We start from the raw sequence: 16,935 nt of genomic DNA, 5'->3' as shown, positions 1-16,935 counted from the left end.
GTCTTGCGGGAGAGTCAGTGGACGTTAAAGCGCGGCAAGCGCGAATGGCAAATTCCCATTGCGCATGGGGCCATGCGCAATGGGAATGGCGGAGGCAGGCGAGTCAGTCAGGTGCGGTATTCGGCGTTGATCTTCACGTATTCGTGGGACAGATCGGTGGTCCAGATAGTCTCGCTGCAGCTACCACGACCCAGTTCGATGCGGATGGTGATTTCCTCGAGGGCCATCACCGCTGCACCCTGTTCTTCGGTGTAGCTGGGCGAGCGTCCACCCTGGCTGGCAATGCAGACTTCGCCGAGAAAAACGTCGATCTTGCTGACATCCAGGTCCGGCACGCCGGCATAGCCGACAGCTGCGAGGATGCGACCCCAGTTCGGGTCGGAGGCGAACAACGCAGTCTTGATCAGTGGCGAATGCGCCACGGCGTAGGCGACGTCCAGGCACTCCTGGTGATTGCCGCCACCGTTGACCTGCACCGTGACGAATTTGGTCGCGCCTTCACCGTCGCGGACGATGGCCTGGGCCACCTCCATGAAGACTTCGAGCACTGCCTGCTTGAGCTTTTCGAACAGCTCGCCCGTAGCTTCGGTGACTTCCGGTAGAGCAGCCTGCCCGGTGGCGATCAGCATGCAGCAATCGTTGGTGGAAGTGTCGCCATCGATGGTGATGCGGTTGAACGACTTGTTCGCCGCATCGCGCACCAGATCCTGCAACACGCCGCCGGCCACCTTGGCGTCAGTGGCGATGTAGCCGAGCATGGTCGCCATGTTCGGTCGGATCATGCCGGCGCCCTTGCTGATGCCGGTGACCGTAACCGTGACGCCGTCATGCTGGAACTGCCGGCTGGCGCCCTTGGGCAGCGTATCGGTGGTCATGATGCCGGTAGCGGCTTCGGCCCAATGATCTGGCGACAGGTCATCGAGCGCGGCCTGCAGCGCCGATTCGATTTTCTGCACCGGCAGCGGCTCGCCGATCACACCGGTGGAAAACGGCAGCACCGCCGTCTCGTCGACCCCGGTGATGGCAGCGAGCGCCGCGCAGGTATACCGGGCATCCGCCAGACCTTGCGGCCCGGTGCCGGCGTTGGCGTTACCGGTGTTGGTCAACAGGTAACGCACCGGACCGTGCATACGTTCGCGGGTGACGATGACCGGGGCAGCGCAGAAGGCGTTGGTCGTGGTTACCCCAGCGACCCGCGAGCCTTCGGTACAGCGCATGATCACCACATCCTTGCGGCCCGGTCGCTTGATGCCAGCGGAAGCGATGCCGAGTTCGAAACCGGGTACCGGATGCAGGGTAGGTAAAGGACCAAGACCAACAGCCATGGATGCGCTCCTTCAAAACGATAGATGGCCAACGGGCCGAGAAAGGGATTGCGACAAAAACGCCGCGAGCGGCAGAAGCCGGTCGCGGCGCGGAATCACCAGGCGAGGACGGACTTACTGAACCTGGCCGTGGCAATGCTTGTATTTTTTACCCGATCCGCACGGGCAAGGCTCGTTACGGCCAATCTTGGGCTCGGTACGCACCGGCGCCGCAGCGACGTCGGCCTGGCCTTCGACTTCTGGCTCCTCCTCCGGCTGATCCAGAGCAGATACCTCGGCGTGCTGGAACTGCATGCGCTTGGCCAACTCTTCCGCCTCGTGACGCAGACGTGCTTCCTCTTCGACCGGATCTTCGCGACGAACCTGCACATGAGACAGCACGCGGATACTGTCGCGCTTGATGGATTCGAGCAGGTCCTGGAACAGTGTGAAGGACTCGCGCTTGTACTCCTGCTTCGGGTTTTTCTGGGCGTAACCGCGCAGATGAATACCATGACGCAGGTGATCCATGGTCGACAGATGGTCTTTCCACAGATCATCCAGTACGCGCAGCACGATCTGCTTCTCGAAGGAACGTAGCGCCTCGGCGCCAGCCAGCTCTTCCTTCTCGTTATAGGCCGCCAGCAACGCTTCGAGAATCCGCTCGCGCAGGGTTTCTTCGTAGAGTTTCTCGTCTTCGTCGAGCCACTGCTGGACCGGCAGACGTGAACCGAAATCGCTGTAGAGCACCGCTTCCAGACCGGGGATATCCCATTGCTCCGGCAGCGACTGCGGCGGGATATGCGCACTGATCGCGGCATCCAGCGCTTCCTGACGGAACTCGGCAATGGTCTGGCCGATTTCATCAGCAGCCAGCAAGCTGTTGCGCATGTGATAGATCACCTTGCGCTGCTCGTTGGCCACGTCGTCGTATTCGAGCAACTGCTTGCGCATGTCGAAGTTGCGGCCTTCGACCTTGCGCTGCGCCTTCTCGATGGCATTGGTTACCATGCGGTGCTCGATGGCCTCGCCCGACTCCATGCCCAGCGCCTTCATGAAATTCTTCACCCGATCGGAGGCGAAGATACGCATCAGGCTGTCTTCCAGCGACAGGTAGAAGCGGCTCGAGCCCGGGTCACCCTGACGGCCGGCGCGACCACGCAACTGATTGTCGATACGACGGGATTCATGACGCTCGGATGCAATGACGTGCAGGCCGCCCGCTTCTAGCACCTGCTGGTGGCGCTTCTGCCAGTCCGCCTTGATCTGCGCGACCTGTTCTTCAGTCGGATTCTCAAGCGCTGCAACTTCCACTTCCCAGTTGCCACCCAGAAGGATGTCGGTACCACGACCTGCCATGTTGGTAGCAATGGTCACGGCACCTGGGCGCCCGGCCTGGGCAATGATCTCGGCTTCCTTATCGTGGTGCTTGGCGTTGAGCACCTTATGCTCGAAGCCTTCCTTTTCCAGCAGGCGCGAAACGTATTCGGACGACTCGATAGTCGCCGTACCCACCAGCACCGGCCGGCTTTGCGCTCGACACTCTTTGATATCAGCGATGATGGCAGCGAATTTCTCTTCCTGGGTCAGATACACCAGGTCGTTAAAGTCCTTACGTGCCAGTGCCCGGTTGGTCGGAATGACAACAACAGGCAGGTTGTAGATCTGCTGGAATTCGAACGCTTCGGTGTCCGCCGTACCGGTCATGCCGGCCAGCTTCTTGTAAAGGCGAAAGTAGTTCTGGAATGTGGTCGAAGCCAGGGTCTGGCTCTCGGGCTGGATCTGCAGCCCTTCCTTCGCTTCGATGGCCTGGTGCAGGCCTTCGGAAAGACGACGGCCCGGCATGGTCCGGCCGGTGTGTTCGTCGATCAGCAGTACCTGGTTGTTCTGCACGATGTATTCGACGTTGCGATGGAATAGCTTGTGAGCACGCAGGCCAGCATACACATGGGTCAGCAGACCGAGGTTGTGCGCCGAATAGAGGCTTTCGCCCTCGGCCAGCAAACCGTCCTGGGTCAGCAATTCTTCAATGTACTGGTGACCCTGCTCGTTCAACTCAACCTGACGGGTCTTCTCATCGATGGAGAAATGCCCTTCCTGGGTGACGACCCCTTCCTCTTCCTCGATGTGCTGCGTGAGCCGAGGAATGAGCAGGTTGATCTGCTGGTACAGCTTGGAACTGTCCTCAGCCTGACCGGAGATGATCAGTGGTGTGCGCGCTTCGTCGATCAGGATGGAGTCGACTTCGTCGATCACGGCGAAGTTGAGTTCGCGCTGGTTCTTTTCCTGCAGGCTGAACGCCATGTTGTCGCGCAGGTAGTCGAAACCGAATTCGTTGTTGGTGCCGTAGGTGATGTCAGCGGCGTAGGCGGCGCGCTTTTCTTCCGGCGGCTGGAACGGGGTGACGATGCCAACCGAGAGGCCGAGGAATTCGTAAAGCGGGCGCATCCAGTTGGCGTCGCGGCGGGCCAGGTAGTCGTTGACCGTGACCACGTGCACGCCCTTGCCAGCCAGCGCATTGAGATACACCGCCAAGGTGGCAACCAGGGTCTTGCCTTCACCGGTGCGCATCTCGGCGATGCGGCCTTCATGCAGAGTCATGCCACCAATCAACTGAACGTCGAAATGGCGCATACCCATGACGCGCTTGCCGGCTTCGCGGCAGACGGCAAATGCTTCAGGAAGGATCTGATCGAGGGTTTCGCCTTTCTTGAGACGGGCCTTGAACTCTTCGGTCTTGCTGCGCAGCTGCTCGTCGGAGAGCGACAACATCTGCTCTTCGAGTGCATTGACGGACTGAACCGCCTTGAGCATGCGTTTGACCTCACGCTCATTCTTGCTTCCAAAGAGTTTCTTTAATAAAGGCGCAAACATATCGACAAAGACTTCCATGCTGGGGATGGAGGCACGCCCGCGGGGGTCACGGCTGCGTGCAAAGCCGCCATTCTACTCGGAAACGGCAGTGAGGAAAGGTGCCTAACTGCGCAGCGCAATGACTCAGCATCACTGCTAATGCCGTCCTAGGTGATCTTATCGAAAGCCAGACACAGCGCATTTCCAATACACGATCAGGCCCCTAAAATGCCCCGCTGCACTCCCCGCATCGACAGCGCCTGGGCGCGTAGGCTTCTGCTACGATGCGAGCGTCACCACTGAATCTACGGACCATCATGGCCTTTCGCCCGTCACCAGCCCGCGCACCGGCGGCCCTGTTGCGCGAAGTAAAGCCGCTCCGAGCGCTATTCGGCGAAGCCCTTCGCATTGATCGCCTGCAACATTTGCTGGAAAGCCAACTACAGCCCGCCGCCCGCGAGCATTGTCGTGTGGCATCTTGGCGCGAGGGCTGCCTGCTGCTGATCGTCACTGATGGCCACTGGGCCACACGACTGCGCTACCAGCAGCGGCGACTGCAGCGTCAGTTAGAGGCGCTCGAAGAATTTGCCGGATTGACTCGCATCCAGTTCAAAGTGCAGCCGCCGCCTCCACCGAGGCACACCCCGGCTCGCACGCAACCACTTTCGAGCAACGCCGCAAACAGCATTCAGGCGGCGGCCGATAGCATCCGCGACCCCAATTTGCGCGCCGCACTGGAACGCCTGGCCAGTCGTGGCAAAACGGAAGGCTGACATCCTGCTACAAATGCATGCCGCAACGTTGCGCAGGGCCCGCTGACACGGGTTAGCATGAACGACGTCGCAACGGAGGCCTTTTCATGCTGCTTAGCCACCTGTTTACCGGTAATCGGCCATGCTGATCGGCGCCCTGCTCATTCTCACGTGGCTGGTGCTGCTGATTCGCTATCCACTCAGAGCCGTGCCCATTTCGCTGGGAGCTACACTCGGCCTCGCACTGGTCGCCGGCTGGGTTATCTGGCAGGAGCATAGAGAAGAGCAACTGCTCGCTCGCATCGAGATTCAGTTGACTCACGACCCCCGTCGTTGCTCCGGCGCACAGCCATTGCACGTGCACCTGAAAAACCACACCGACAAGAAGCTGCAAAGTCTGCAATGGGAAGTGGCGGCTTACTCGCCAGGTTCACGCACCAACCTGGCGCGACGCGCCTATGACGCCCCGACGTATCAAGGGCCTGGCGATTTGCTGCCTGGAGCCAGTTGGGAGTCCTGTTTGCCGCTACCGCTGCTGCGTAGCGGCTACCGCGCGGCTACGCTGGAGTTCCAAGCCGACCGGTTGCAGGGGCATTTTGCCAACTGATCGCGAAGCTCGTCGAACTGCACACTACCAATCTTCGCACCGCCCGCTTATGCTGTACAAATAAACAGTATCAATCTGCCAATGACCGAGGTGGTAAATGGCCGTCGAAGTGGTGTACCGCAGCAGTCGGGACCTGGAGCGCTTGTTCATGGATAAAGCCGAAGCCGATCGTCATGACAAGATGCTGGAGCTGGCCGAGGCACTGGCTGCCGTCCTGCAGCAAGCCTCCCCATCGCTGAGCGAAAAACAGGCCGAAGATATCGGGATCTACATGGCAAGGCATCGGGATCTGTTCGCCAAGGCATTCAAGAGCAGCCCCGAGGCGCTGGCCGAACTGACGACGCAGACATGACGCGTACATAGCAGATCTACTTGCGACTTTTTCGACGACCTGTGAGCGTTGTGCTTGGGAAACTTGTCATCGCTTAGCCGGGTCCATTGCTGGCAACCCCTCAAAGAGGTATCCAGGCAATGACGAGTCCATTCCAGAAGATTAGCGATGTGTTTCGTCCCCGCTACAACGTCAATTTCAGCATCGAGAAGCCGGATGGCAGCATCCTGCTGACCCTGACCGGTGCAGAAGGCGTAGCTGTAAAGCGCTATATCAGTACCGACCAATGGCGTGACCAACAGCAGCTGCAGCGTCTGATTACCAGCCTGCAGGTCAGCCTTGCCATCGAACGCGGTGACCAGGTGTCATCACGCATGGTGCGCGGAGGCTTGCATCCGGCTCCTCTGTAACAGATCGACCTGACTGCCTGCAGGTTGCCGCCGTTTCGCCCCAAGCTCATCCAGAACAAGAACAAAAAAATAACAATTCTGGCTGTCGGTCACGAGACCCGCAGCGCATCGTTGCGCCTTACTCGGCTCAAGTCAGGCGCAACGATGAGTCACCCGCCCCATTAAGCTACTTTCGTTTCATAGCCAAGCAAGCGCCTTTGCCTTGGCCACAGCCTGCGTTCGGCGCGCGACTCCCAGCTTGGTGTTGATCCTGCGCGCATGTGTCTTGACCGTATGCAGCGATATGAATAGCTGTTCGGCAATCTCCTGATTGGAACAACCCTGAGCGATCAGCCGCAATACCGTCAGCTCCCGATTGCTAAGCACCGTCTCATCAGGTGCCGGCAACAGCGCCTCTGGCTCGCGCTCGTATCTCAACAACCGCTGCCGTAGTGACTCGCCCTTTTGCGAAGAAAGCACGCTCGCCAGCCATTGCGGTTGGCGGTGGTGCAGCTCATACAAGGGTTTAACTAGGTTTTGCCGTGCAGCTTCCCCGAGTGCCAGACGCAGTTCCAGCTCCGCCTCGACCATCTGACCGTCGGCATGCAGTGCCTCAGCCAGACTGAAACGGCATTCACAGGCCAGGCCTAGCCGCTGAACTCGCATGTTCTGCTCGATCTGATCGCGCAGGGCTGCGATCGCCTTCGCTGGCTGCCCGTCGAGAATATCTATTACCGCAAGATAGCGCCGCACTCTCGGCAGTAGCTCGTAGAAACCGGACGGAGACAAATAACCCGGCCCCTCGTACAACGCCAATACCTGACCTAGCGCGGCTCGTGCTTTACGCAACTCGCCCTGATGCAACCAGGCCACGCCGTTTATCAAAGGCAGGATGCCGCGAAACCTTGCCTCCGGTACATGGCGCCACTGCGACAGGCGCTCGGCGTCACGCAGCCAATGGTAAGCGCAGGCAAACTCCTGATTGCGAGCCGCGAGCTCGGCGAGCCCGACGTAGCCAAAGAAACAGTAGGAATCGCCGCAGGTTTCAGTCTCGGCCTTACCGAGCTGATAGGCCTCCTGCGCCGGCGCATCGAGGCCCTGGTAGGCCAGCAAATGCCCCTGCAGCAACTGCAGTCGGCCAATGAGCGGGCTGTGCCGTACTGACTCGCGCAAAGTCTGAAGTGCCTCGCTCAGAACCCCAACCGCACGTTCGAACTCGCCTGTCAGCTCTAACAGTTGAATGCGATCGACGCTGAGCATCACCTCATAAAGCACGCTGCCCTTAAGACGGGCGAGCTTCATCCCTTCGCTGTTGTATTGCTGAGCTAGCTCAAGCTCGCCTTCGGCCATGGCCTGCTGTGTCAGAACCTGATAGCAAAGCACACGCTGCGCCCAAGCATGATCGGACAAGACCTCCAGCGCCTGAAGACAGTTCTGCCGCGCCTCGGGCTCGCCGCGCAGGCGCGCAAGAAATCCTCGCAGAGCCTGCCATTGCGCCAATAGCTGCGCCTGCCGACGGGCATCCGGCTGTGGAAAGAACTTGGCCAGTTCAGCCAGACAGTCGTCTACCTCGTCGAGACGCGCCGAAATAATCAGCGCCCACCCCTGCAAAACGATCAGTCGCGTAGTGCTGGCAAACAGATCCTGAGGCAGCTCGCTTCGCCATTTCAGAAAGCGGGAAACGTTGTCCCCGATTAGTAGTTGTTCCTGTCCGTAACGCTGCAGGTAGTTCGCCGCCACTTCAGGTTGTCCTGCCCATAGCGCGTGCTCGACTGCCTCACGCATTTCGCCACGGCTGGCGAACCATTGGCAGGCGCGTAGATGCACCTGAGTCGGCGCCGAGCTTTCGGCCGAGCGCTGCAGCATTAGCACGAGCGGCTTCCACAGTCGAAACCACTCGCCGCAATTATCGATCTGCCGAATGAACAGCTGAAGAGTCTTGAGAATATCGAGAATTTCGCGGCCTACGCCGTCGAGCACATGATCGCAAAGCTCGGCAGAGAATCGGGGCATGCGTGCCAGCGCCATCAGCGCGCGGCGTACTTCGTCGCTTAACCCAGCCATGACTTCACGTTGGACGTAATCACGCAGCAGCGGCGTTCCGGCAAGCAGGCGTTCACGCAGCGCCTGCTCATCGGCCTGCAGCAGCATCAGGCAGACGCCGGCCGGCCAACCCTCCATCCCCCTCTGCAACTGCTGAAAGCTCTCCGGCGAGAGTGTCAGGCGATGCACTTGAAGTACCTGCTCGAGCTCCTCGGCAGTGAACGCCAACGCCTCGGCTTCGAATTCGAAAAGATGGCCCTGCAACAGGAGGCGCGGCAGCTTCCACGCCGGTTGTCGACGGCTCGACACCCACCAGCTAATTGGAGCGGGGCTCATGTCGAGGAGCATATCGAGGCAAGCATCAAGCTCAGGACTGTAATCACGCGGGTAGTCGTCGAGCATGATCCATAGCGGCTGCCGGACACGCCGCAATAGCGAGAGCATATCGTTCTCGCATCCCAAATTCATGGCGGCCCGCTCCCCAAGCGCATCGCTCAGTTGAGCGAAAAGAGCCTGAACGGTACAGCTGCGCCCGCCCAGATCCAGCCACACCAGACGAGTGCCGTCGGGCACCAGCCGAGCACATTCGCCCATCAGCACGGTCTTGCCAAATCCTGCCGGCGCGCAGATCAAACGTAAGCGACAATCGGTCTCAAGCAGCGCCTCGACCAATCTCGGCCGCCCAACGTGAAGCGGTGGCAACCGAGGAATTGACGCAAGTTGCTCTGCGGCGCTTGCCTCTGCACTGAGCGCATCAGGAATGAAGCGTACGGACATGGCAACGGTTCTCTTGTTCGAGTCAGTCCATTGAAACACAGCGGTGCGTGTGCCTGGCATTACGCTCGGTTGCCGCAGCCTTCCAGCCGAAGGGCTGAGTGCCGCTGCAGATAGCCGCCTCGTTGGTTACCTTTCAGGTAGACGGTGCGGCTAGCACCAAGCACCAAGCACCAAGCACCAAGTGGAAATTATCATCCACTGCTTCTCGACAAAAAAAAAGGCGGCCAACTTGGCCGCCTTATTCATCTGCTAAATGTCAGTAAATCAGCGCACCCCCGCATTGCGCAGCGCAGCCGGCGTGAAGTCTCGAGCCGAGGCACGGTAGCCGTACTCGTGAGGCTTCTCCTCGTTGCTCATACCGATCGCGATGTAGCGGCCAGAAATGATGTCGTAGAGCGCTTCGAAAGCGTAAGCCGGGACCTTGTGCTGGTAGTACTGCAGCGAATGGGCTTCACCTACACGCCAGAGCTGGCCACGACCGTCATACAGTTCCGACTGGACAATGGTCCAGCTGTCTTCATCAACGAAGAACCGACGCTTGGCGTAGATGTTGCGCTCGCCACTCTTGAGTGTGGCTTCGATTTCCCAAACACGGTGAAGCTCATAACGCGCCAAGTCCTGATTGACGTGACCGGCCTTGATCACATCCTTGTACTTCAGGTCGCTGGATGCAATTTCGTAGCTGTTGTACGGCACGAAGAGTTCTTTCTTGCCGACCAGCTTCCAGTCATAACGATCTGGTGCGCCACTGAACATATCGAAGTTATCGGTGGTGCGCATGCCGTCAGAAGCGGTACCTGGGCCGTCATATGCAACCTGTGGCGCACGGCGAACACGACGCTGACCGGCGTTGTAGATCCAGGCCTGACGCGGCTCCTTCACCTGATCCAACGAGTCATGCACCAGCAGTACGTTACCGGCCAGGCGGGACGGTGCCGTCACACGTTGCTTGAAGAACAGCAGCGCGTTCTTGGCGCGCTCCGGATCCAGGTCAGCCATACCCAGTGGAAACGCCACCTCGTCCTCAAAGTGGACCATGGTGTAGCTGCCATTGGTTTGCGGAGTGGCCTGAACGATATTGCGACGCACGTTGCCGCCGCGATAGCGAGTAATGTGGTTCCACACTACTTCCAGCCCGTTTTTAGGGATCGGAAATGCGTAATAGCGACTGTCGGTGAAGTTGGCGATACCGTTACCGCCCTCGACGAGTTCGGTATTCACCGCACTCTTCTTCGCAGCTTCGTAGATTTCATCCGGCACGGCGACCGACCGGTGAGTGGGGAACACGCGAATCTTGTAGGTTTCCGGATAGCGTTTGAACATCGCCATCTGGCCTGCAGTCAGCTTGTCCTTGTACTGCTCGGCATTCTGCGCGGTGATGACGAACTTGGGCTGTTCGTCCTTGAAGGGATTGGTCAGATGCCCGTTCTTGAGCGGCGCGGCGTCGGTCTTGAGACCACCGGTCCACTCAGGGATGCTGCCGTCAGCGTTACCGGCTTTTTCCGCGCCCAGCGGCGTCAGTGATGTACCGAGCTTGGCGGCTTCTTCAGGGGAAACGGCAGCCATCACACTGCTCGCAAGCAGAGAGAAGGCCAAGACACTGAATAGCTTTCTTGTTGTTTTCATACGATTCCAGTTCCTCTTGATCTTGTTATGCGGCCGGATGCGATGCCTATCGCTATCGCCCGACCGGCGCTTCCTCGCCAGCCGGACATCAGGGCAACACTCCTTAGAAGTTCACGCCCACGCTGAACGCGAGGAAGTCGCGATCAACCAGCGTGTTGAAGTCCCCCCCGAAGAAATCGGTGTAAGACAAGCTGGCGGTGTAGGTGTTCTGGTATTCGGCGTCCAGACCAACGCTAACGGCCTTAGCACCTTCGTTGAACAGACCATTCGGACCGTAACCATCAACGTCATGGGAGAACGACACGTTAGGTTTGAAGTTAATCCCAGCGAAGACGTTGTTGTAATCAGCAACAGCGCGCAGGCGGTAGCCCCAGGAGTTGGCGGTTACGAAGCCGTGGCGGCCGTAGTCGGCGAGTGCCAGCGGATCATCTGGCGTACCATAAATAGCATCGCGTCCGTAACGAAGTTCACTAGTACTCTCTAGACCACCTACGTGGGCATAGCCAATTTCACCCACAACAGTGACACGGCCAGCCCCCAGTACTTGATCGAAGAAATGGGTAAAGGTGGTCTGTATCTGGGTGATCTCTTTGCGGTTGTATCCGCGATTCTCCGCGCCGAAGCTGCTGTCAATCGGAGACGTCCCAGGCGCAATCGGATTAAGCAATGCTCTGGTTACGTCCTGGGTATTGATCTGCAACGGCGCGTTAGGGCGGTAGCTGATTTCCCCAGACCAAGCGGTACCTGAAGGCAACGTGGTAGAAAAGCTAAGGCCATACAGCTGAATATCTTCCGGATATTCAAGGTAATAGCTACCATTACCTAGCATTACAGCCCGCGCGGCGTCTGCAGCAAATGGGCCAGCGCCCGCCATAATGTCGCCAAGTGCCAGTGCTGTAGCAAGGCCTGCGCTCTGAGTACTGAGGTTTGGCGTACGGCTATGGTAGTTCATGAAATACGCACCATACTCCGTCGCGTCACCCAGCCAACGCAGCGCCAAACCGAACTGGCCTGAGTCCCGAGCATCACGATCCCCGGCACGGGGAAGTACGATACCCTCAGTCGTATAGTCAAAACCTTGGCCGTAGAAGCCAGCAAGGCCCGCCAACTGCGCGAGCGCTGGGGAGTAATTGCCAGCATGGTAGTTGTTGTCGCAACCATCCTGAACAACATCTACAGCGAAGAACGTGCCGCAGTTATCGGCGATGGTCTGGTCCCACTCCAGCTGATAGAACGCCTCCATGCTCAGGCGATCACTCAGGCTCTGCGAAATGTAAAACATGTTGACCGGAATCAAGCCCTCTTTGATCTCGGCTCCGGGGCGGCGAAATGCGGCCGCATCCAGCGGGTTAATTGAGTTGATGCTGTTGCCGATGAAGGTACTTTCGCCCCAACTGACAACCTGCCGGCCAACGCGGACAGTGCCTGGCAAATCGCCTAGCGCGTAGTTGTGATAAACGAACGCATCCAGAATCTGCGCACCCGAAGACTGGGCAGCTTCTTTACGATTGCTGTCACTAATGTCCTTGAACAACCGGCTCTCGTCCTTCAGCTCAAAGTCATACCAATATTTGCCGCGAACGAAGGCACCGCTATCCCGATAGCGGAGTTCAAGATCATGAACGCCCTTGAAGATTTTCGAGAAGGTTTCGCCCTTCTTGAAGTTCAGGCGCCCATCATCCCCAGTTTGGGTGTAGCCCGTTCCCCCATTGTTGATACCTACCAGATCCATATCCCGGTCAGTGGTCGACCAGCTGGCGCCGATGGACATGGAAGAATCGAACTGACCTTCGATTTCACCGATATTGAAGTTCACGGCGTATGCCGGGGCAGCGATGCTCAGCGCGACGGCGAGAGCTAGAGACTTCGGCTGGAAGATTCCTTGCCTTGTTGTTTTTGTCATGAGGCGCTCCTGGTTGGTTCGAAGTGCGTCAACCCTACCCAGACCTCGAGGTAGGGTTAAGCGCACTAAGGTTTGATTTAGCGTGTAATCCTTTAGTGTTAATAGCCTTTCCAGCAGTGGCTTTCAGCGCGATCACGTCGGGCCACGCGCAATAAGGACTTCCTGAGCTTAGCCGTGATTGCAAAGGCCGCAAAGCCCGCCGCAGAGCCTTTGCGCTCCCCGCCGTGAAGAAATGCTGGCCAGTTATCCTAAAGTTCAATTCATGACGGCGATATCACTCCCCAAAACCGTCGAATGACTTCCCAGCCGGTGTGCGGAACGCGGCGGCGTAGCGCAACAGATACTCGCGCAAAAAACTGCCGCAACGACGCCTATGCGTTACCTTCGTCAGGCGAGTGGGGCGAAACGAAACAGGGAGAGGAATCAGCGCTAAGCGCCGATGTAGCGGGCCGGAGCGATAGTCCAGACAACTAGCGTGAAAGTGCACCTACGAACGCAAACAAACGGCTCGCAATTCACCTATGTTGCCGGCGCACCCATTGCAGGTGCGCGGCGGCCTCAGTGAGGTTAACGGGGAACGCTTACAGCCCTTTCACTGCATAGATCCCCGGCGCGTTACGCCAGTAACCCTTGTAGTCCATGCCGTAACCGAAAATGTAGCGGTCAATGCAACTGAGCCCGACGTAATCAGCCTTCAGGTCAGGGCGCGCCTTGCGCTCGTGCTCCTTGTCGATCAGTACCGCCGTATGCACATCCGCAGCACCTGCATGCCGACAGAAGTCGATGATTGCACCAAGCGTATGGCCTTCATCCAAGATGTCATCGATGATCAGCACGTCGCGATCAATAAATGAAATTTCCGGCTTGGCCTTCCAGAATAGCTCACCACCGCTGGTTTCGTTACGGTAACGGGTCGCATGCAGGTAGGACAGTTCAAGCGGGAAATTCAGCTTCGGCACCAGCTTGCCGGAGAAGATCAGGCCGCCGTTCATCACACAGAAGACAACCGGGTTCCGATCAGCCAGCTCGCCATTGATCGTTTCCGCGACCTTGCTGATCGCTGCTTCCACTTGCTCTTCGGTGTACAGGCAGTCTGCCTCCGCCATGACTTGGCGGATATGTGCGAGATCGACGGACATGATGCGGTTTCCCTCAGAAGATGAGTGTTAGAGCGCCGAAAATGACACAGGCAGCTCACGCGGTTGAATCGCCATACCTGAACAGCGAAAAACCTGACCGAACAGCCTACTTTCAGCGGTCCGCGAAAGGGCGTGGAAGATACCCACCCGCGCCGTGCGCAGCAAGTCTGGCGGCTGGATGACGCGCGAATAGCCGCTGACCCGACGATGCTTTAATCTAAGCCGGTTTATTTGCCCGCCGGAGCCCACAATGCCCATTCGAGAGATCCGCCACCCGCTGATCCGCCACAAGCTCGGCCTTATGCGCCGCGCCGATATCAGCACCAAGAACTTCCGTGAACTGGCTCAGGAAGTGGGTTCGATCCTCACCTATGAAGCGACCTCGGATCTGCCGCTGGAACACTACAACATCGATGGTTGGTGCGGCCCGGTGCAGGTAGAGAAGATTTCCGGCAAAAAGATCACAGTCGTACCCATTCTGCGTGCCGGCATCGGCATGCTCGACGGCGTGCTCAGCCTGATCCCAGGCGCCAAGGTCAGCGCAGTGGGCATCGCGCGCAACGAGGAAACGCTAAAGGCGCAGACCTACCTGGAAAAGCTGGTTCCGGAAATCGAACAACGCCTGGCAATCATCATCGACCCGATGCTAGCCACCGGCGGTTCGATGGTCGCCACTATCGATATGCTGAAAAAAGCCGGTTGCAAGGAGATTCGCGCGCTGGTGCTAGTCGCCGCCCCGGAAGGCATCGCCGCCGTGGAACACGCGCACCCCGACGTGCTGATTTTCACCGCATCCATCGATGAGCGTCTCGACGAGCACGGCTACATCGTCCCGGGCTTAGGCGATGCCGGCGACAAGATCTTCGGCACTAAGCAGAAGGACATCTGAGCATGTCGCATACCGACGAGCCGCTTGGCCGGCAGGTGCTGGCTGGCGCGCAGATGCTATTCGTCGCCTTCGGCGCGCTGGTGCTGATGCCGCTGATCACCGGCATGGACCCCAACGTGGCGCTGTTCACCGCCGGCCTCGGAACCTTGCTGTTCCAGGTGATCACACGCCGCCAGGTGCCGGTTTTCCTGGCATCCAGTTTCGCGTTCATTGCCCCGATCATCGCCGCGAAGGGTGAGTTTGGCCTCCCGGCGGTCATGGGCGGCGTGGTTGCTGCCGGGCTGGTCTACATGCTGCTCGGCTTTGCCGTGCGCCTGAAGGGGCCGGGCTTCATCGACCGCCTGCTGCCGCCGGTGGTCATCGCCCCAGTGATCATCTCGATCGGCCTAGCGCTGTCGCCTGTAGCGGTAAACATGGCGATGGGCAAGGCTGGTGACGGCAGCGCACAGCTGATTCCATACCAGACGGCGATGCTTATTTCGATGCCAGCCCTGATCACCACCTTGCTGGTGGCAGTGCTGGGCAAGGGGCTTTTCCGGCTAGTGCCAATTCTCGCTGGGGTCGCGGTCGGCTACGGGCTTTCATTCGCGTTCGGCGTAGTCGATACCAGTGGTATTGCCGCTGCGCCCTGGCTGGCCGTGCCCAATTTCGTTACGCCCGAATTCAACATAGGCGCGATCCTGTTCATGGTTCCAGTCGCGCTGGCACCAGCCATCGAGCATATCGGCGGCGTAGTGGCCATCGGCAGCGTGACGGGTAACAACTACGTCAAAAAGCCCGGTTTGCACCGCACGCTGCTGGGCGACGGCGTAGCCACATCCGCGGCAGGACTGTTCGGCGGCCCACCCAACACCACCTATGCGGAGGTGACCGGCGCTGTGATGCTGACTAAGAACTACAATCCGAAAATCATGACTTGGGCAGCGATGTTTGCAATCACACTGGCTTTCATCGGCAAGTTTGGTGCTGGTCTTCTCAGCATCCCGGTCCCAGTGATGGGCGGCATCCTCTGCCTGCTGTTCGGCTCGATTGCGGTGGTTGGCCTGAGCACACTTATTCGCCATCAGGTGGACCTCTCCGAAGCCCGTAACCTGATCATCGTGTCGGTGACGTTGGTGTTCGGCATCGGCGGCATGGCCATCGGCTACGGTGAATTCACTCTCTCCGGCATTTCGCTGTGCGCGATCGTAGCGCTACTGCTCAACCTCCTGCTTCCGGGCGGCGAAGGCTGGCGCAACAAGCAGCTGAAAGAAGAACCATGACGTACAGGGCACCAGCCGCCGCCGCTGGTGCCGTCACGGGCCCACTGGCCCTCTTGCGCCCTCCCGGTTGAGCTAAATCGGCTAGACTGGCGCCATGAACGATTCGACCATTTCTCACCAGCAACTCGAAGACACGGCAGTGAGCTGCGCTACGTGCGCGGCCTGCTGCTGCCGTCTTGAAGTATTGCTGTTCAGCGACACCGGCGTGCCTGAACGCTTTATCGAGACTGACCGCTGGGGGGGCGAAGTGATGCTGCGGCTGGAAGACGGCTGGTGCGCAGCGCTAGACCGGGACAGCATGCGCTGCACGATCTATGAGAATCGTCCACTGATCTGCAGGGAGTTCGAACTGGGGTCGGATGATTGTCGCGAAGAGCGCAAGGGTACGGCCACAGCCTATCGCTGAGCCGTCTGGCGGAGCAGCAGGGCTCTGGAAAGCCCTGCAGCGATGCCACCGATATGGCTTAGAAAGCCATCCGGTAATGCAAGGCGTAGCTTTCGATGCCGTCATTCGGCTTCTTGATGCCAGCGTTGGAGTAATGGATCGCACGCACGCCCACTTCATGACCACCAGCAAAACGCAGACCAGCGCCGAACCGATCCTCGAACTGGAACGATGAACCCAGGCGGTTGCCTTCTACCTCAGTGTTCTCGAACGCGGCGACGCCGATACCCGCCTCGACGTAGGGTTTTACTGACTCACCGGCGAACTCGTAGACGAATACCGGAGCCAGCGAAATGCTGTGGTTGCTCGACGACTCGTCACCCTCCCAGTAGGTGTAGCCGGCATCCCAATAACCAGTCAGCCGACCCACGCGAGTCTGGAACCAGCTGGTGCCGAAGTCGAACTGCGCGCCCAGACGGTAGGTCATGGTCGACTCGTCGGTCTGGCCGACCGCAACGGTAAAGTCTACCGCGTGGGCAGCTGCCATTTGCCCTACGGAAAGCGCCGCCACGGCAGCGAGGGAAAACAGTTTTTTCATGGGAACGTCCTTATAAAAACACTGTGTTTGTTTGGTTATTTTATTGCCAGCATCACTTGAGAAACCGGGCTGCGTTG

General features: G+C 58.8%; 14 protein-coding genes. 7 read left to right on the top strand and 7 right to left on the bottom strand.

All coding sequences use genetic code 11. The features are described 5' to 3' along the window. Nucleotides 1-107 precede the first annotated feature (107 nt). Both argJ and secA read right to left on the bottom strand, forming a co-directional pair. Nucleotides 108-1,325 (bottom strand): bifunctional glutamate N-acetyltransferase/amino-acid acetyltransferase ArgJ, encoded by a 1,218-nt coding sequence (argJ, locus tag SM130_RS04940; protein WP_102827033.1) that lies wholly within the window; start codon nucleotides 1,323-1,325, stop codon nucleotides 108-110. 114 nt (nucleotides 1,326-1,439) lie between these two features. Then, nucleotides 1,440-4,178, bottom strand: coding sequence for a preprotein translocase subunit SecA (gene secA / locus SM130_RS04935; RefSeq protein ID WP_102827032.1), 2,739 nt, complete (start codon nucleotides 4,176-4,178; stop codon nucleotides 1,440-1,442). A gap of 296 nt (nucleotides 4,179-4,474) precedes the next feature. Between secA and SM130_RS04930 the strand changes: the two genes are divergently transcribed. From SM130_RS04930 to SM130_RS04915, 4 genes are all read left to right on the top strand, one after another. Continuing rightward, nucleotides 4,475-4,930: a DciA family protein gene (locus tag SM130_RS04930; protein WP_102827031.1), complete on the top strand. Its 456-nt coding sequence runs from the start codon at nucleotides 4,475-4,477 to the stop codon at nucleotides 4,928-4,930. A gap of 121 nt (nucleotides 4,931-5,051) precedes the next feature. Continuing rightward, nucleotides 5,052-5,516 carry a multidrug transporter gene (locus SM130_RS04925; RefSeq protein ID WP_102827030.1) on the top strand — a complete coding sequence of 155 codons (465 nt, stop codon included), beginning with the start codon at nucleotides 5,052-5,054 and terminating at the stop codon, nucleotides 5,514-5,516. Between the two features lie 97 nt (nucleotides 5,517-5,613). Further along, nucleotides 5,614-5,868 (top strand): YebG family protein, encoded by a 255-nt coding sequence (locus SM130_RS04920; protein WP_102827029.1) that lies wholly within the window; start codon nucleotides 5,614-5,616, stop codon nucleotides 5,866-5,868. Nucleotides 5,869-5,987: 119 nt separating this feature from the next. Then, nucleotides 5,988-6,257 (top strand): DUF3509 domain-containing protein, encoded by a 270-nt coding sequence (locus SM130_RS04915; RefSeq protein ID WP_102827028.1) that lies wholly within the window; start codon nucleotides 5,988-5,990, stop codon nucleotides 6,255-6,257. Nucleotides 6,258-6,434: 177 nt separating this feature from the next. On the opposite strand, the gene SM130_RS04910 is transcribed toward SM130_RS04915, so the two are convergent. The 4 genes from SM130_RS04910 to SM130_RS04895 form a co-directional block, all read right to left on the bottom strand. Beyond that, a complete protein-coding gene (locus tag SM130_RS04910; RefSeq protein WP_102827027.1) occupies nucleotides 6,435-9,056 on the bottom strand; it encodes a LuxR C-terminal-related transcriptional regulator in 2,622 nt (873 codons plus the stop codon). Nucleotides 9,057-9,320: 264 nt separating this feature from the next. Then, on the bottom strand, nucleotides 9,321-10,682 hold the full coding sequence (locus SM130_RS04905; RefSeq protein ID WP_102827026.1) for a DUF1329 domain-containing protein: 1,362 nt from the start codon (nucleotides 10,680-10,682) through the stop codon (nucleotides 9,321-9,323). Nucleotides 10,683-10,785: 103 nt separating this feature from the next. Beyond that, on the bottom strand, nucleotides 10,786-12,585 hold the full coding sequence (locus SM130_RS04900; RefSeq protein ID WP_102827025.1) for a DUF1302 domain-containing protein: 1,800 nt from the start codon (nucleotides 12,583-12,585) through the stop codon (nucleotides 10,786-10,788). A gap of 581 nt (nucleotides 12,586-13,166) precedes the next feature. Then, nucleotides 13,167-13,724 carry a hypoxanthine-guanine phosphoribosyltransferase gene (locus SM130_RS04895; protein WP_102827024.1) on the bottom strand — a complete coding sequence of 186 codons (558 nt, stop codon included), beginning with the start codon at nucleotides 13,722-13,724 and terminating at the stop codon, nucleotides 13,167-13,169. Nucleotides 13,725-13,974: 250 nt separating this feature from the next. On the opposite strand from SM130_RS04895, the gene upp reads away from it, so the two are divergent. The 3 genes from upp to SM130_RS04880 all read left to right on the top strand — a co-directional run bounded on the left by upp (nucleotide 13,975) and on the right by SM130_RS04880 (nucleotide 16,281). Continuing rightward, nucleotides 13,975-14,613 (top strand): uracil phosphoribosyltransferase, encoded by a 639-nt coding sequence (gene upp / locus SM130_RS04890; protein ID WP_102827023.1) that lies wholly within the window; start codon nucleotides 13,975-13,977, stop codon nucleotides 14,611-14,613. Between the two features lie 2 nt (nucleotides 14,614-14,615). Beyond that, entirely contained in the window at nucleotides 14,616-15,875 is a 1,260-nt protein-coding gene (locus SM130_RS04885) for a uracil-xanthine permease family protein (RefSeq protein WP_102827022.1), read from the top strand. 94 nt (nucleotides 15,876-15,969) lie between these two features. Next, nucleotides 15,970-16,281 (top strand): YkgJ family cysteine cluster protein, encoded by a 312-nt coding sequence (locus SM130_RS04880; protein ID WP_102827021.1) that lies wholly within the window; start codon nucleotides 15,970-15,972, stop codon nucleotides 16,279-16,281. Nucleotides 16,282-16,339: 58 nt separating this feature from the next. On the opposite strand, the gene SM130_RS04875 is transcribed toward SM130_RS04880, so the two are convergent. Continuing rightward, nucleotides 16,340-16,858 carry an acyloxyacyl hydrolase gene (locus tag SM130_RS04875; protein WP_102827020.1) on the bottom strand — a complete coding sequence of 173 codons (519 nt, stop codon included), beginning with the start codon at nucleotides 16,856-16,858 and terminating at the stop codon, nucleotides 16,340-16,342. Nucleotides 16,859-16,935 lie beyond the last annotated feature (77 nt).

It is taken from the genome of Stutzerimonas stutzeri (assembly GCF_038561965.1).
Classification (GTDB): domain Bacteria; phylum Pseudomonadota; class Gammaproteobacteria; order Pseudomonadales; family Pseudomonadaceae; genus Stutzerimonas; species Stutzerimonas stutzeri_AA.
This window is presented reverse-complemented; position numbering and strand designations above follow the sequence as displayed.

Bases quoted from the DNA above. Each gene is read 5' to 3' on its own strand.
- argJ (WP_102827033.1), bottom strand. From the start codon at position 1,325: ATGGCTGTTGGTCTTGGTCCTTTACCTACCCTGCATCCGGTACCCGGT.
- secA (WP_102827032.1), bottom strand. From the start codon at position 4,178: ATGTTTGCGCCTTTATTAAAGAAACTCTTTGGAAGCAAGAATGAGCGT.
- SM130_RS04930 (WP_102827031.1), top strand. From the start codon at position 4,475: ATGGCCTTTCGCCCGTCACCAGCCCGCGCACCGGCGGCCCTGTTGCGC.
- SM130_RS04925 (WP_102827030.1), top strand. From the start codon at position 5,052: ATGCTGATCGGCGCCCTGCTCATTCTCACGTGGCTGGTGCTGCTGATT.
- SM130_RS04920 (WP_102827029.1), top strand. From the start codon at position 5,614: ATGGCCGTCGAAGTGGTGTACCGCAGCAGTCGGGACCTGGAGCGCTTG.
- SM130_RS04915 (WP_102827028.1), top strand. From the start codon at position 5,988: ATGACGAGTCCATTCCAGAAGATTAGCGATGTGTTTCGTCCCCGCTAC.
- SM130_RS04910 (WP_102827027.1), bottom strand. From the start codon at position 9,056: ATGTCCGTACGCTTCATTCCTGATGCGCTCAGTGCAGAGGCAAGCGCC.
- SM130_RS04905 (WP_102827026.1), bottom strand. From the start codon at position 10,682: ATGAAAACAACAAGAAAGCTATTCAGTGTCTTGGCCTTCTCTCTGCTT.
- SM130_RS04900 (WP_102827025.1), bottom strand. From the start codon at position 12,585: ATGACAAAAACAACAAGGCAAGGAATCTTCCAGCCGAAGTCTCTAGCT.
- SM130_RS04895 (WP_102827024.1), bottom strand. From the start codon at position 13,724: ATGTCCGTCGATCTCGCACATATCCGCCAAGTCATGGCGGAGGCAGAC.
- upp (WP_102827023.1), top strand. From the start codon at position 13,975: ATGCCCATTCGAGAGATCCGCCACCCGCTGATCCGCCACAAGCTCGGC.
- SM130_RS04885 (WP_102827022.1), top strand. From the start codon at position 14,616: ATGTCGCATACCGACGAGCCGCTTGGCCGGCAGGTGCTGGCTGGCGCG.
- SM130_RS04880 (WP_102827021.1), top strand. From the start codon at position 15,970: ATGAACGATTCGACCATTTCTCACCAGCAACTCGAAGACACGGCAGTG.
- SM130_RS04875 (WP_102827020.1), bottom strand. From the start codon at position 16,858: ATGAAAAAACTGTTTTCCCTCGCTGCCGTGGCGGCGCTTTCCGTAGGG.